Source organism: Dactylosporangium sp. NPDC006015 (assembly GCF_040614215.1).
Taxonomy (GTDB): domain Bacteria; phylum Actinomycetota; class Actinomycetes; order Mycobacteriales; family Micromonosporaceae; genus Dactylosporangium; species Dactylosporangium maewongense.
On the sequence record NZ_JBEXUD010000007.1, the window covers coordinates 337381 to 351340 of the forward strand.

15 protein-coding genes are annotated in these 13960 nt (G+C 71.9%); 11 read left to right on the forward strand and 4 right to left on the reverse strand.

What is annotated here, in order from left to right:
- Positions 1-10 precede the first annotated feature (10 nt).
- The gene (locus tag ABZ321_RS15655; RefSeq protein WP_354891377.1) at positions 11-268 is read right to left on the reverse strand and encodes a hypothetical protein; all 258 of its coding nucleotides are present in this window, start codon (positions 266-268) and stop codon (positions 11-13) included.
- A gap of 42 nt (positions 269-310) precedes the next feature.
- Complete coding sequence (locus ABZ321_RS15660; protein WP_354891379.1) at positions 311-769, reverse strand: hypothetical protein; 459 nt, start codon at positions 767-769, stop codon at positions 311-313.
- A 251-nt stretch (positions 770-1020) separates the two neighbouring features.
- Here ABZ321_RS15660 and aceE point away from each other — a divergent pair, with 251 nt between their 5' ends.
- The 6 genes from aceE to ABZ321_RS15690 all read left to right on the forward strand — a co-directional run bounded on the left by aceE (position 1021) and on the right by ABZ321_RS15690 (position 7117).
- The gene (gene aceE, locus ABZ321_RS15665) at positions 1021-3765 is read left to right on the forward strand and encodes a pyruvate dehydrogenase (acetyl-transferring), homodimeric type (protein WP_344506184.1); all 2745 of its coding nucleotides are present in this window, start codon (positions 1021-1023) and stop codon (positions 3763-3765) included.
- 76 nt (positions 3766-3841) lie between these two features.
- Complete coding sequence (locus ABZ321_RS15670) at positions 3842-4483, forward strand: transporter (protein WP_354891382.1); 642 nt, start codon at positions 3842-3844, stop codon at positions 4481-4483.
- Positions 4476-4772 (forward strand): transcriptional regulator, encoded by a 297-nt coding sequence (locus ABZ321_RS15675; protein WP_344506186.1) that lies wholly within the window; start codon positions 4476-4478, stop codon positions 4770-4772. Before ABZ321_RS15670 ends, ABZ321_RS15675 begins: the two co-directional genes overlap by 8 nt.
- Positions 4773-4791: 19 nt before the next feature.
- On the forward strand, positions 4792-5673 hold the full coding sequence (locus tag ABZ321_RS15680) for an ABC transporter ATP-binding protein (RefSeq protein ID WP_354891385.1): 882 nt from the start codon (positions 4792-4794) through the stop codon (positions 5671-5673).
- 2 nt (positions 5674-5675) lie between these two features.
- Positions 5676-6413 (forward strand): ABC transporter permease, encoded by a 738-nt coding sequence (locus ABZ321_RS15685; protein ID WP_344506188.1) that lies wholly within the window; start codon positions 5676-5678, stop codon positions 6411-6413.
- Between the two features lie 293 nt (positions 6414-6706).
- Positions 6707-7117 carry a hypothetical protein gene (locus ABZ321_RS15690; RefSeq protein WP_354891389.1) on the forward strand — a complete coding sequence of 137 codons (411 nt, stop codon included), beginning with the start codon at positions 6707-6709 and terminating at the stop codon, positions 7115-7117.
- Positions 7118-7475: 358 nt separating this feature from the next.
- Here the strand turns inward: ABZ321_RS15690 and ABZ321_RS15695 are convergent, their stop codons facing one another.
- On the reverse strand, positions 7476-8114 hold the full coding sequence (locus tag ABZ321_RS15695) for a bifunctional DNA primase/polymerase (RefSeq protein ID WP_354891392.1): 639 nt from the start codon (positions 8112-8114) through the stop codon (positions 7476-7478).
- Positions 8115-8307: 193 nt separating this feature from the next.
- Here ABZ321_RS15695 and ABZ321_RS15700 point away from each other — a divergent pair, with 193 nt between their 5' ends.
- Genes ABZ321_RS15700 through ABZ321_RS15720 form a run of 5 tightly spaced genes read left to right on the forward strand, consistent with a single transcriptional unit; the run spans position 8308 to position 13015 of the window.
- Positions 8308-9540 (forward strand): helix-turn-helix domain-containing protein, encoded by a 1233-nt coding sequence (locus ABZ321_RS15700; RefSeq protein ID WP_344506191.1) that lies wholly within the window; start codon positions 8308-8310, stop codon positions 9538-9540.
- 24 nt (positions 9541-9564) lie between these two features.
- Positions 9565-10107: a flavoprotein gene (locus ABZ321_RS15705; RefSeq protein ID WP_344506192.1), complete on the forward strand. Its 543-nt coding sequence runs from the start codon at positions 9565-9567 to the stop codon at positions 10105-10107.
- A 9-nt stretch (positions 10108-10116) separates the two neighbouring features.
- Positions 10117-10908, forward strand: a complete 792-nt coding sequence (locus ABZ321_RS15710) for a Nif3-like dinuclear metal center hexameric protein (protein WP_354891395.1) — start codon at positions 10117-10119, stop codon at positions 10906-10908.
- The gene (locus tag ABZ321_RS15715) at positions 10905-11645 is read left to right on the forward strand and encodes a C4-type zinc ribbon domain-containing protein (protein WP_344506194.1); all 741 of its coding nucleotides are present in this window, start codon (positions 10905-10907) and stop codon (positions 11643-11645) included. Before ABZ321_RS15710 ends, ABZ321_RS15715 begins: the two co-directional genes overlap by 4 nt.
- Positions 11642-13015 (forward strand): bifunctional RNase H/acid phosphatase, encoded by a 1374-nt coding sequence (locus tag ABZ321_RS15720; protein WP_354891398.1) that lies wholly within the window; start codon positions 11642-11644, stop codon positions 13013-13015. Before ABZ321_RS15715 ends, ABZ321_RS15720 begins: the two co-directional genes overlap by 4 nt.
- A gap of 163 nt (positions 13016-13178) precedes the next feature.
- On the opposite strand, the gene ABZ321_RS15725 is transcribed toward ABZ321_RS15720, so the two are convergent.
- Entirely contained in the window at positions 13179-13946 is a 768-nt protein-coding gene (locus ABZ321_RS15725) for a sulfite exporter TauE/SafE family protein (protein WP_354891401.1), read from the reverse strand.
- Positions 13947-13960: the final 14 nt, after the last annotated feature.

Genomic DNA, 13960 nt, shown 5'->3' on the forward strand with positions numbered 1-13960 from the left:
CCCCAGTCTGTCAGTCGGACGAGGACGACGACGAGGAGCCCGAGTCGGAGGAGCCTGAGTCGGACGAGCCTGAGTCGGACGAGGAACCGGAGGACCAGTCGAAGCCGGAGGAGCCGGTGTCGGAGGAGGTCGCGTCGGAGGAGGACCCGGAGCGGCGGCCGCCGCCGCGGGCGGCGCCGATGGCGGCCACCACGACCACCACGACCAGGAAGATCACGATGACGGCGATCATTTCGGACGGTGGGCCCGAGGGCGCGTTGTCAGGCACAGCCGCACGGTAGTCAACGCGCGCAACGGGAGGCCGGTGGCCTCAGTCGCTGGAGGAGGAGGACGACGACCCGGAGTCCGACGAGGACGAGGAGCCGGAGTCGCTGGACGACGACGAGCCCGAGTCGGAGGACGACCAGGACGACCCGGAGTCGTGCGAGTGGGAGTGCGAGTGGCCGTGGTCCATGCTGTGCCCCCAGCCATGGACGTGGCCGCCGTGGGAGTCATGGGAGCCGTGGGAGCCGTGGTGCCCGCCCGAGGGGCCGGAGCCGCCACCGTCGGGGGTCCAGTCGGGCCCGATCGGGTCGGTGCCGAAGGGGGACGAGGACGACGACGGGCCGCCGCGCCGGAGCCCGCCGCCGGTCGTGTTGTTGAAGGCGGAGCTCACGGCGCCGCGCACCACCCGGCGCACGACGAACGTGATGACGACGACCACCGTGATGATCGAGGCGGTGACGCAGAGGACCGGGACCAGCAGCCACCAGGCGGAGTTGTCGGACACGGCCGGACCGTAGTCGATCCGGACCCGCGGTACGGTCGATCAGTCGCGGTTTTGTCACGCAGAAGTTACCCGCCGGTATCGTGTCGCGCGTCGCAGTTGACGCCCCGTAGACGTGACGGATTGCACTGAGGGCAGGCAGGATGGGACATGGGCTCACACATTGCCTCAACCCGAACACCCAGAGGCCATCCCGATCGGCCACCACCGTCCTACCTCGGGGGCGACCGGTCCTACACCTAGAAGGAACGCCTGTGTCCACCGAACGCAAGCGCCCAGTGATCAGCGACGGCCTGCCGAGTCAACTGCCGGACATCGACCCGGAGGAGACCACCGAGTGGGTCGAGTCGCTGGACGGAGTGATCGACGAGCGCGGCACGAAGCGCGCCCGGTACGTGATGCTGCGCCTGCTGGAGCGCGCGCGGGAGCGACAGGTCGGCGTGCCGCCGCTCACGACCACCGACTACATCAACACGATCACGCCGGAGCGTGAGCCCTGGTTCCCCGGCGACGAGCACGTGGAGCGGCGCATCCGTGCCTACATCCGGTGGAACGCGGCGATGCTCGTGCAGCGCGCCCAGCGCCCCGATGTCGGCGTCGGCGGTCACATCTCGACCTTCGCCAGCGCCGCCAGCCTGTACGAGGTCGGCTTCAACCACTTCTTCCGGGGCAAGGACCACCCGGGCGGCGGCGACCAGATCTTCTTCCAGGGTCACGCCTCGCCGGGCATGTACGCGCGCGCGTTCATGGAGGGCCGCCTGAGCGAGCAGCAGCTCGACGGGTTCCGCCAGGAGCTGTCGCACGGCGGCATGGGCAAGGGCCTGCCCAGCTACCCGCACCCGCGGCTGATGCCCAACTTCTGGGAGTTCCCGACCGTCTCGATGGGCCTGGGCGGCATCAACGCGATCTACCAGGCGCGGTTCAACCGGTACCTGCACAACCGCGGCTTCAAGGACACCAGCCAGCAGCACGTATGGGCGTTCCTCGGCGACGGTGAGATGGACGAGCCGGAGTCGATCGGCGCGATCGGCGTCGCCGCCCGTGAGGAGCTGGACAACCTCACGTTCGTCATCAACTGCAACCTGCAGCGCCTCGACGGCCCGGTCCGCGGCAACGGCAAGGTCATGCAGGAGCTCGAGGCGTTCTTCCGCGGCGCCGGCTGGAACGTGATCAAGGTCGTCTGGGGCCGGGAGTGGGACCCGCTGCTGGCCGCCGACACCGACGGCGCGCTGGTCAACCTGATGAACGTCACCCCGGACGGCGACTACCAGACCTACAAGGCGGAGTCCGGCGCGTACGTGCGGGAGCACTTCTTCGGCCGTGACCCGCGCACGCGCAAGATGGTCGAGCACCTGTCCGACGACGAGATCTGGAACCTCAAGCGCGGCGGCCACGACTACCGCAAGCTGTACGCGGCGTACAAGGCGGCCACCGAGCACACCGGCCAGCCGACGGTCATCCTGGCCAAGACGATCAAGGGCTGGACGCTCGGCTCGCACTTCGAGGGCCGCAACGCGACCCACCAGATGAAGAAGCTGACGCTGCAGGACGTCAAGGACTTCCGCGACCGGCTGTACCTGGACATCCCGGACAGCGCGATCGGCGACAACCCGTACGCGGTGCCGTACTACCGGCCCGACGAGAAGTCCGACGAGATGCAGTACATGCGCGAGCGGCGCGCGCAGCTGGGCGGCCCGGTGCCGAACCGGCGCACCAAGCACGTGGACCTGAAGCTGCCGGAGTCGTCGGTGTACGGCGACATCAAGCGCGGCTCGGGCAAGCAGAAGGTCGCCACCACGATGGCGTTCGTCCGCATGCTCAAGGACCTGATGCGTGACAAGGGCATGGGGCGGCGCTGGGTGCCGGTCATCCCCGACGAGGCCCGCACCTTCGGCATGGACTCGCTCTTCCCGACCGCGAAGATCTACTCGCCGCACGGGCAGAACTACACGCCGGTCGACCGGGAGCTGTTCCTGAGCTACCGGGAGTCCACCAACGGGCAGATCCTGCACGAAGGCATCAACGAGGCCGGCTCGGTCGCGTCGTTCACGGCCGCGGCGACCAGCTACGCCACCCACGGCGAGCCGATCATCCCGGTCTACATCTTCTACTCGATGTTCGGCTTCCAGCGCACCGCCGACGGCATCTGGGCGGCCGCCGACCAGATGTCACGCGGCTTCCTGCTGGGCGCCACCGCGGGCCGCACCACGCTCAACGGTGAGGGCCTGCAGCACGAGGACGGTCACTCGCTGCTCATCGCGGCGACGAACCCGGCCGTGGTGGCCTACGACCCGGCGTTCGGCTACGAGATCGCGCACATCACCGAGAACGCGGTCAACCGGATGTACGGCGAGAAGCCCGAGGATCTCATCTACTACCTGACGGTCTACAACGAGCCGATCTTCCAGCCGGCCGAGCCCGCGGGCCTGGACGTGCAGGGCGTGCTCAAGGGCCTCTACAAGTACCTGCCCGCACCGGTGCAGGAGGGTCCGAAGGCGCAGATCCTCGCCTCCGGCACCGGCATGCAGTGGGCGCTGAAGGCGCAGAAGCTGCTCGCCGAGGAGTGGGGCGTGGCCGCCGACGTGTGGTCCGCGACGTCGTGGACCGAGCTGCGCCGCGACGCGATCCTCGCCGAGGAGCACAACCTGCTGCACCCGGCCGACGAGCCGCTGGTGCCGTACATCACCCAGGCGCTGCAGGGTGCCGAGGGCCCGGTCATCGCGGTCTCCGACTTCATGCGGGCCGTGCCGGACCTGATCGCCCGCTGGGTGCCCACCGACTACACGTCGCTCGGCACCGACGGCTTCGGCCTGTCCGACACCCGGCACGCGCTGCGCCGGCACTTCCACGTCGACGCCGAGTCGGTCGTGGTCGCCACGCTGCGCCAGCTCGCCCGCCGCGGCGAGGTGCCGGCGTCGGCCGCCGCGGACGCGGCGAAGAAGTACGCGATCGACGACGTCAACGCCGCCCCGGTGGGGGAGACCGGCGGCGACTCCTGATCGACGGGTAGCGAGGGCCGTCCGCATGGGCGGCCCTCTCTTCCGGCAAACAGGTTTGCGGCGTAAAGTAGTTTGCATGACCCCGGTCGATGACGACGCGCCGCCCGCCTCGCCGGCGGAGTCCCTCGCCCTCATCCAGCAGGAGCGCACGGCCGTCACCAGCACCATCACCCTCAACCCGCTCGTCTACTACCTGCCCTGGGGTCTCGCCTGGCTGGTGGGTCACGGGCTGCTGTTCCTGCGGTTCGGCCCCGGCGGCCGGGTCTTCGTCGACCTGCCCGAGTGGCTGCCACTGGTCGTGCTGTTCGCGGCGATGGCGGCCGCGATGGTGAGCACCCTGGTCGCGTCCGTCCGGCGCGGGCGCGGCGTCGAGGGCCGCTCGTCGTGGCAGGGCACGGCCTATGGGATCGCCTGGTTCCTCGCGTTCGCCGGCGTCGGCTCCACCACCGGGCGCTTCGTCCGATACCTGCCCCAGGACGAGCAGGGCCTGCTGTGGGCCTGCGTCTCCGTCGGCACCGTCGCCGTCATGTACATGGCGGGCGCGGCCATCTGGCTGTCGCGCGACATGTTCGTTCTCGGCGCCTGGCTCACCGTCATCAACATCGCCGGCGTCGCCCTCGGCCCCGGCTGGCACTCGCTGCTGATCTCCGCCGGCGGTGGCGGCGGCCTGTGCCTGCTCGCGGTGGTCCTCTGGTGGCGGGGACGGCGGCGTGGCTGAGCTCGACCCCGTGATCCACGCCCAGGCGCGGCTGCGGATCATGGCCGCGCTGTCCGGGCTGCCCGCCGGCGACCGGATGACCTTCCCCCGCCTGCAGGAGCTGCTCGACATGACGGCCGGGAACCTGTCGGTGCACCTGACGAAGCTGGAGCAGGCCGGCTATGTCGACCTGGTCAAGTCCTTCCGCGGCCGCACCCCGACGACCTCGGCCGCCCTCAGCGACCGCGGCCGGGTCGCCTTCGACGACTACACGGCCGCCGTCCGCGCCCTCCTGGATCCCAACACCTAGACCCCACCAGGGAGTCCTGATGCTCCTCGCCCGCACCGTCGACGTCACCCGGCGCTACGGCACCGGCGCCAAGGCCCAGGTCGCGCTCGACGGCGTCAGCCTCGACATCCACGCCGGCGGCGTGGTCGGGCTGCTCGGCCCCAACGGCGCCGGCAAGTCGACACTCGTCAACCTGCTCGTCGGCCTGCGGCGCCCGACGAGCGGCACCGTCGAGCTCTTCGGCGGCGACCCCCGCGACCCGGCCGCCCGCCGCCGGATCGGGGTCACCCCGCAGGAGACCGGCCTGCCCGCGACGCTGCGGGTGCGCGAGTGCGTGGCGTTCGTCGCGGCCCACTTCGCCGACCCGGTCCCCACCGGCGAGCTCCTGGAAGGGTTCGGCCTGACGGAGGTCGCCGGGCGGCAGACGGGCGGCCTGTCCGGCGGCCAGAAGCGCCGCCTCGCCGTCGCGCTCGCCTTCGTCGGCCGCCCCGACCTGGTGTTCCTGGACGAGCCGACGACCGGCCTGGACGTGCAGGCGCGCCGCGACCTGTGGGCCCACATCCGGGCGTACGGGCGCACCGGCACCGTCGTGCTGACCAGCCACTACCTGGAGGAGATCGAGGCCCTCGCCGACCGGGTCGTGGTCCTCGCCGGCGGCCGGGTCCTCGCCGACGACACCGTCGCCGCGATCCGCGCCATGGTCGGCATCCACCGGGTCAGCCTCGACAGCGCGACGCTGCCCGAGCTGCCGGCGCTGCCCGGCGTCGTCGGCGTCGAGCAGGCCGACGGCCGCACCTCCCTGCTCACCGCCGACCCGGACCAGCTCGTGCGGGACCTCGTCACCACGGGCGTGCCGTTCCGCGGGCTGCAGGTCCGGCCCACCAGCCTCGAAGAGGCATTCCTGACCCTGACGGGACGCTGATCATGTCGCTCGCGCTCACGCATGCCCGGTTCCGCATCCTGGAGACCGCCCGCATCCCCGTCGCCGTCGTCGGCGGGGCGTTCTTCCCGGCCGCGTCGATGCTGTTCTTCGTCGTGCCGTTCGCCGGGGACGATCCGGCCGGCGCCACCTACGCGACCGCCTCGATGGTCATGTTCGCGGTGATGACCAGCTCGCTGTTCACCTACGGCGTCGGCGTCGCCGAGGACCGCGCCCAGCCGTGGGACCCCTACAGCCGCACCCTGCCTGCCGGGCCCGCCGTCGCCTTCACCGGGCGGGTCCTGTCCGGGCTCACGTTCATGTTCCTGTCGCTGATCCCGGTCGTCGTCATCGGCGCGGCACTGACCGCCGCCACCGCCTCCCCGGTGCAATTGCTGCTCGCCCTCGGCGCGGTCGTGCTCGGCGCCCTGCCGTTCACGTTCATGGGCCTGGCGATCGGCTATTCCCTGCCGACCAAGGCCGCCCTCGCCGTCGCGCAGATCATCTTCTTCCCGCTCGCGTTCGGTGGCGGGCTGCTGTCGGCGCCCGGCGACGCGCCCGGGTTCGTCGAGACGATCGCGCCGTTCCTGCCGACCCGCGGCGCCGCCGAGCTGCTCTGGGCCGCGGTCGGCGACTTCACGGTGTCGGCCACCGCGATGGTGTCCCTGGCCGCCTGGACGGTCGCGGCGGCGGGACTCGCGGCCTGGGCGCACCGCCGCGACGAGGGAGCCCGCTTCAGCTGATCCGCGCTCCGGCGCCCTCCGGTCGGCGGCAAATTGCCGATTGGGGGGCGCCGATGTTTGTCGCAAAAGCACCCACCCGATCTTTCCTGGTCATTACCCTGGAGTGGGGGGCGGTGGCAACCACCGGCGGCGGAAATCAACGAACCGTTCGACCGGACGCGCCGTTTCTCCGATCACACATGAATCCTTTCTTCGGGGAATATGAAATGTATCTTTGGTACCGCGACCAGGCGGTGCGCGTCCCGTTGTCCTCGACAAGGACACGGGCGAGGGGGACGAGGGTGACGGGGGCGGTGACGGCCGTGGCGCAGCCGGACGCGGTCGGCCTCGTCGTGGCGTACCTGCGCGCACAACACCATCTGTCCGACGCGACCCTGGTGACCTCGCGACCGGCCAATCCGACGAGTGATCCACCGGTCCTGCTCGTGGAAGCGGTGGGGGAGCCGGTCCGCTCCCGCCTGCCGTGGGCGCGTCAGGTCCGCTGGCGGATCGGGCTCCAGGTGTGGGCCGCAGCCGACCGGGCGGAGGCGGTCGTCTACGGTGCGTTGACCGCGTTGCTCGCGGCGCGCGGCGTCAGGCTGCCCGAGGGCGGTCGGATCGTCCGGGTCGACCCCGCCGCCCAGCCGGTGGAGGTGCCCGACCGGAATGCGGGCGCCGACGTCCGCCGGGTGGTGGCCACCGTGGACGTCCTAGTGAGTTACTGATCAATTGAGTAGATCAACACTCAGGGTTGAGTAGGTATTCACGCAACCCTTGAGTAGCCCAGTCGGAGGACAAGGGTCGACGTAGGGCTACACCGACGCTACGTTGGGCAGCGGCATGAATTCTGCACGTGAATTTTTTCCGAAGCCTAGCGCGCTCGTCGACCCCCGCCGCTCGGGCGATGTCCCGTGCCCGGGCGGCGGAGGCCTCCCGCCCCCGGGCGCCGACGACCGTCGCGGCACTGGTCGCGGGCGTTCGGCCATCGACGGCGCTGGTTGCTCGTGCCTGAGCGGCGGCCCGGTTGCGGACAACGGCAACGGCCGGTCCCCCCGAGAGGACCGGCCGTCTGCTGTGGTGGGGTCAGGCGGCGGTGCGCCAGATGCCCCGGTGTCCCGTGCCCGCCATGGGTCCGGCCCCGATCGCGTCGAGCATGAGGGCCTGCACGGCGTAGGGCTCCGCCGGCCGCCAGCCGTGCGACTCCGGGGACAGCTCCCAGCGCACCCGACCGCCGAACTGCGGGCTCGGCGCCGCAGGCACCCACGACCCCTGCCCGTGCAGCACCACGCCGGGCTGCTGGGCCAGCTCCGGCAGCAGTCCGTGCCCGGGCAGCACCAGGAACGACCAGCGGTCCCCCTGACCCTTCTGCCGGGCCACCATGACCGGCCCGCGCGCCGCGACGAAGCCGTCGCCGAGCAGCGCGGCCCGGCCCAGCGCGCCGGGGACCTCCAGGACGTCGAAGGCGTACCCGGTCGGGAACAGGACGCTGTAGGGGTGCACGCGCCACCACTCGGCGACGGTCGCCGGCGACCGGCTCGGCGTGTTCGCGGTGGGGTGGCACGCCACGGTGCGGCAGCCGGGCTGGCCGCAGTCGAAGCGGCGCTCCCTGGCGTGCCGGCCCGCGTGCTGGCCGACCAGGTAGGCGCCGGGCAGCACGTGCCAGCCGTGTTCGGCGTACCGGACGGCCGCTTTGCGGAGTTTGGCGCGTTCCCAGGACCGCATGTGCTCCTCCTAGCAGCGGAGATCACTCGAAAGTGCGCACAGAACCACGTCGCGTCACCGGACGACGTGTGCGTCGTTGGCAATGGCAACGGGGTCTGCAACTTGCACTTCAGAACGTATGAGCACGAACGCCGGACGAACCGCACAAAAGGTGCGATTTCGGCCGAGCGGGTGACCTCCGGAGGTGAGCGGCGTGGATGAGCTGCCGATCGGGCGGCGCGTGGCCTACTGGCGGAACCGGCGCAAGATGTCCCAGCAGGTCTTCGCGGACCGGCTCGGGAAGTCGAAGAGCTGGGTCGACAAGGTCGAGCGTGGCGTGCGACGTCTGGACAAGTTCTCGGTGGTCTACGAGATCGCCGACGTGCTCCAGCTCGACGTGCAGATCCTGCTGGGCAAGGACCCCGAGCGGCGCCCCGACAGCGTCAACTGCGTCGACCAGGTCGAGGTCGAGGAGATCCGCGCCGCCCTGGAGCGCTACGACCAGATCAGCGCCTTCTTCTACGCGCCGCCCGAGCCGCCGCCCCTCGCCGAGATGCGCAAGGCCGTCACCCACGCGTGGCTGAGCTACCAGCACGCGAAGTACGGCATGCTCGCCCGCACTCTGCCCCGCCTGCTGCGGGAGTCCCAGGCCGCCGACACCGCCTACGCCGACGGCGGGCAGGGCCGCGAGGCCGCCCACCTGCTCGGGCAGGTCTACCAGATCGCCTCCTCGGCGCTGCGCAAGCTCGGCGAGCACGAGCTGGCCTGGCTCGCCGCCGACCGGTCGATCGCGGTGTCGCAGCGCGCCGGCGACCAGCTCCTCGCCGGCGCCGCCACCACCAGGGTCGCCCTCGCGCTGCTCGCCCTCGGCCGGTCCCGCCCGGCGCTGGAGATCAACGTCAACATCGCCAACCGGCTCGCCCCCGGCTCCGACGGCAACGACTGCGCACCCGAGCGCCTGTCGGTCTACGGGATGCTGCTGCTGCAGGGCGCGATGGCCGCCGCCCGCATCGGCGACGGCGCCACCGTCCGGGACCTGCTCGGCGGGGCGGAGGAGGCGGCCCGGGGCCTCGACGGCGACCACAACTACTACTGGTCCAGCTTCGGGCCGACGAACGTGCAGCTGCACCGCGCCGCCGCCGCCGTCGAGCTCGGCGAGGGGCGCCACGCGGTCGAGGTGCACGAGTCGCTGAACCTGGAGGCGTTCCACGCGCTGCTGCCGGAGCGCCGCGCGCACCACTACCTCGACCAGGCCCGCGCCTACGCCCTCCTCGGCGACATCGAGCAGGCCAGCGAGATGCTCCTGGAGGGCGACCGGCTCGCCCCCTCGGAGATCCGCTGCCGGCCGCTGGCCCGGGAGGTGCTCAGCGACGTCCTGCGGCGCACCCGAGGCACCCCCTCGGCGCCCGTCGCTGAACTCGCCGAGCACATGAGCGTGGGGGTGTAGGGCACGGGGTAGCACAATGCCCGCATGGCCGGTCATGTCCTCTACGCCGTGATGTGCGGATCGCCTGTCACGCAGCACGCCAGCAGGCTGGTGTCGCTCGCCCAGGCGAAAGGCTGGGAGGTCTGCGTGGTCGCCACGCCGGACGCCCTCAAGTGGCTCGACATCCCGAGCCTCATCGCCCAGACCGGGCACCCCGTCCGGCACCGGTACAAGTACCCCGGAGACCCCGACATCCTCCCGCAGGCCGAAGCCATGATCGTCGCCCCGGCCACCGTCAACACGATCAACAAGTGGGCCGCGGGCATCGCCGACACCCTGGCCCTCGGCCTCGTCGTCGAGGGCCTCGGCATGGGCCTGCCGATCGTCGCGGTGCCCTTCACCAACGCCGCCATGGCCCGGCACCCCGCGTTCGGCGAGTCGATCGAGAAGCTGCGGGCCTGGGGCGTCACCGTCCTCTACGGCCCCGACGTCCTGCCCCTCCACCCGCCCGGCACGGGCGAGCGGATCACGGACCGCTTTCCCTGGCATCTGCCCGTCGAGGCGCTCGGCCCGCCGCGGGTGGAGTAACGTCGCGCCGTGCTAGTCGCCGAACTCGTCGAACTCATCGAGCAGCGCTACCCGACCTCGTGGGCCGAAAGCTGGGACCGGGTCGGTCTCACCCTCGGTGAGCCGTCCGCGGAGGTCACCAGGGTCTTCCTCGCCGTGGACTGCGACCCCCGCACGGTCGAGGAGGCGGTCTCCGCCGGCGCGGACCTGATGTTCACCCACCACCCGCTGCTGCTGCGCGGCGTGTCCAGCGTCGCGCCCACCACGTACAAGGGCGCGATCGTCCACCGGATGATCAAGGCGGGCATCGCCCTGTACACCGCGCACACCAACGGCGACGTCGCCGCCCCCGGCGTGTCCGACGCGCTCGCCGCACGGCTCGGCCTCGCCGGCCTCCGGCCGCTGGTCCCGACCGCCGAAGACCGCGGCCACGGGCGCGTCGGCGAGCTGCCATCTGCGATGGCACTGTCGGACCTGGCCGCGCTCGTGTCGTCGGCAGTGGGTGATGTACGGGTGGCCGGGGTCCCCACGGACACGGTCCGGACGGTTGCCGTGTCCGGGGGTGCGGGCGACGCGTTCCTGGCCGACGCGGCGCGGGCCGGCGTTGACGCATACTTGACTGCGGATCTGCGCCACCACCCGGCGCACGAGCACCTGGCCAACGGCGGCCCCGCACTGCTGGACGTCTCGCACTGGGCGTCGGAGCGGCCGTGGCTCGACGACGTGGCGGCGTTCCTGCGGCAGGAAGCCGGCCTGCAGACCATCGTGTCCGATGTGGACACCTCACCGTGGACGTTCACCTTGGAGGACCGCAACCAGTGAAGGCCGACCCAGAGGCTCAGCGTCGCCTGCTCGACCTGCAGGCGATCGACATCGCGCTCACCCAGCTCGCGCACAAGCGCAAGTCGCTGCCCGAGCACGCGGAGCTCGACCGGCTGGCCCGCGAGCTGTCCACGATGGAGGACCAGCGCGTCCGCGCCCAGGTCGCCGTCGACGACCTCGACCGCGACATCAGCCGCCTCGAGCGCGACGCCGAGCAGGTCCGCGCCCGCAAGGACAAGGACCAGGCGCGTCTCGACGCCGGCACCGGCCCCGCCCGCGAGCTGGAGGCCCTGCAGCACGAGATCGCCACGCTCAAGCGGCGCCAGGGCGAGCTGGAGGACGCCGAGCTGGAGCTGATGGAGCAGCGGGAGACCGCGCAGGCCGCCCTCGACGAGGTCGCCGGCCGGCTCACCGAGACCCGCTCCGTGCGGGCCGCCGCCGAGCAGCGCCGCGACGAGGCCCTGGCCGGGATCGCCAAGGACGAGGAGTTCCGCCGCTCCGGCCGCAAGCCCCTCGCCGCGGACCTCCCCGCCGACCTCATCACCCTGTACGACAAGATCCGCGAGTCCAGCGGCGGCATCGGCGCCGCCATGCTCCGCCACGGCCGCTGCGAAGGCTGCCGCCTGGAGCTCGCCGGCGGCGACAAGGCCCGGGTCAAGGCCGCCGCCGCCGACGAGGTCGTCCGCTGCGAAGAATGCCGGCGCATCCTCGTCCGGACCGCGGAGTCCGGCCTGTGAAGGTCACGATCGAGGCCGACGGCGGGTCCAGGGGCAACCCCGGCCCCGCCGGCTACGGCGCGGTCGTTCGCTCCACCACCGGCGAGGTCCTCGCCGAACGCCTCGGCCGGCTCGGCGTCACCACCAACAACGTCGCCGAGTACACCGGCCTCATCGAGGGCCTCCGCGCCGCCGCCGAGCTCGGCGCCGACGAGGTCGAGGTCCGCATGGACTCGAAGCTGGTCGTCGAGCAGATGTCGGGCCGCTGGCAGATCAAGCACCCCGGCCTGGTCCCCCTGGCAGCGGAGGCGGGGGACCTGGCCCGCTCGTTCCGCTCGGTCCGCTACTCGTGGATCCCCCGCGAGCGGAACAAGCACGCCGACCGCCTGGCGAACGCCGCCATGGACGGCGCCTCCACCCCACCCGCCACTCCTGGCTCTCCCGCCTCTTCTGGTTCGGCCGCCTCTTCTGGTTCGGCCGCCGCTGCTGGTTCCGCCGCTGCTTCTGGTTCCGCTGTTGCGGATGCCGCTCCGGTCGCGGGCCCCGACTCACCGGGCCGCGCGGCCGCCCGCGCCGTCGCCGCCGCCGCGAACTCGTCTTCGTCTCGGGGCCTGTCTTCTTCTGAAGGCTCGTCTTCGGGCGCGGGATCGGCCGGTCCTGCCCGCTCGTCCGGTTCCACGGACGCCACAGCACAGACGTTGGTCAATACGTCGGACGTCGATGCCGCGCCCGCCGAGCCCGTGGCCCGGTCCTGGGCGCCGCCGTCGACCGGGTCGCCGTTGCGGATGCTGCTCGTCAGGCACGGCGAGACGCCGTACACCGCCGAGAAACGCTACTCGGGGCGCAGTGACATCCCGCTGTCCGACCGCGGTCGCGACCAGGCCGGTCGTGCCGCCGTCCGGATCCGGGACCTCGCCCCCGACCTCGCCGCCGTGGTCAGCTCGCCGCTGCGGCGGTGCCTGGAGACCGCGGCCGCCGTGCGTGGCCTCGTCGGCGACGTCGAGATCGTCACCGACCAGGACCTCGTCGAGTGCGACTTCGGCGAGTGGGACGGGCTGACGTTCGCCGAGGTGCGGGCCGCGTACCCGGCCGAGCTCGACCGCTGGCTCGCCTCGCCCCTGGTCGCGCCGCCCGGCGGGGAGTCGCTGCAGCAGGTCACCATCCGGGTGCGGCGGGCGGTACGGCGGCTCCAGCAGCAGTACGCGGGACAGCGGATCGCCGTCGTCAGCCACGTGACCCCGATCAAGTCGATGCTGCGCGACGCCCTCGCCGCCGGCGACGCGTTCATGTACCGCCTGTACCTCGACCCGGCCGGCCTCTCGATCGTCGACTCATGGCCTGACGGCGGGGTCGCCGTGCGTACCGTCAACGACACCGCACACCTGAGCTGATGCCGGATCCGCCGGCCCCGCGCAACCGCCTCATAACGGGCGCCGCGGCGGCTCTGGTGCTGGCCGCCGGCGCGTCACCGGCGCGTCACCGGCGCGTCACCGGCGCGGAGGTCAGGTCAGCACCCGGTACAGCAGGCCGCTCGCGCGTTGCCGGCGCGGAAGGTCAGGTCAGCGCCCGGTACAGCAGGATCAGGCCGACGCCGGTGCCGAACGCCACGATCAGCCACTTCAGCACCGCGGACGGGAGCCGCCGGGCGAGGCGGGCGCCCACGTAGCCGCCGAGCATCGCGGTCGGCGCCACCACCAGCACGTCCACCCACTCGACCGGCCCGAACAGCGCGAACACGCAGACCGTCACCAGGCCGGCGATCGCGGACACCACGTTCTTCAGCGCGCTGATCCTGGCCATCGACTGGTCGAGCACCAGACCCAGCGCCGCGACCAGCATGACGCCGAGCGCGGCACCGAAGTAACCGCCGTACAGCGAACCGGCGAACACCATCGCGTGCAGGCTCAGCGTCCTGCGCGCCGGCGACATGTCCCGCGGGTTGCCGACGAGCTTGCGCAGCCGGTCCTGGAACGCCAGGGTGGTGGCCGCCGCCAGTACCAGGAACGGCACCACCAGGTCGAACGCCCTCGCCGGCGTGATCAGCAGCAGCACACACCCGAGCGCCGCGGCCACCACCGACGTCGGCACGATGCCCGCCACCGTCCGCCGCGGCAGCTCGCTGAGGTCCATCCGGCTGCCGTACACCGAGGCGACGTACCCCGGGAACACCGACACCGAGTTGGTCACGTTCGCCGCCACCGGGCTCAACCCCGTCGCGATCAGCGCCGGAAACGTGATCAGCGACCCGCCACCGGCGATCGCGTTGACCGTGCCGGCGGCCAGCCCGGCCCCGGACAGGAGCGCGATGTCTGCAAGGTTCATGGTGCCGCCTACCA